The sequence below is a fragment of the Burkholderia sp. SIMBA_062 genome (assembly GCF_046534765.1).
Classification (GTDB): domain Bacteria; phylum Pseudomonadota; class Gammaproteobacteria; order Burkholderiales; family Burkholderiaceae; genus Burkholderia; species Burkholderia ambifaria.
Genome location: NZ_JAWRYD010000502.1, coordinates 1 through 247, shown reverse-complemented (window position 1 = coordinate 247; position 247 = coordinate 1). Strand labels below are relative to the sequence as shown.

The window sequence follows — 247 nt, the reverse complement described above, 5'->3', positions numbered from 1 at the left end:
GCCACTATATGCGCGAGGCCGCGTGGCGTGAGCATTTCGCGTTACTGGAGCAGCACGGCTTCTCGTTCGATCTGCAACTGTATCCGGCGCAGATGGAGGAAGCCGCCGCGCTCGCACGCGCGTATCCGGGCATCGCGCTCATCGTCAATCATGGCGGCATGTTCGTCGATCGCAGCAGCGTAGCGGGCTGGCGCGCGTGGCGCGACGGATTGCGCCTGCTCGCGGCGTGCCCGAACGTATCGGTGAA

1 protein-coding gene is annotated in these 247 nt (G+C 65.6%); it reads left to right on the top strand.

What is annotated here, in order from left to right; genetic code table 11:
• Positions 1 to 247 (top strand): amidohydrolase family protein (locus tag SB786_RS37235; RefSeq protein ID WP_410731715.1); only part of this gene is annotated, 247 nt, incomplete at both ends.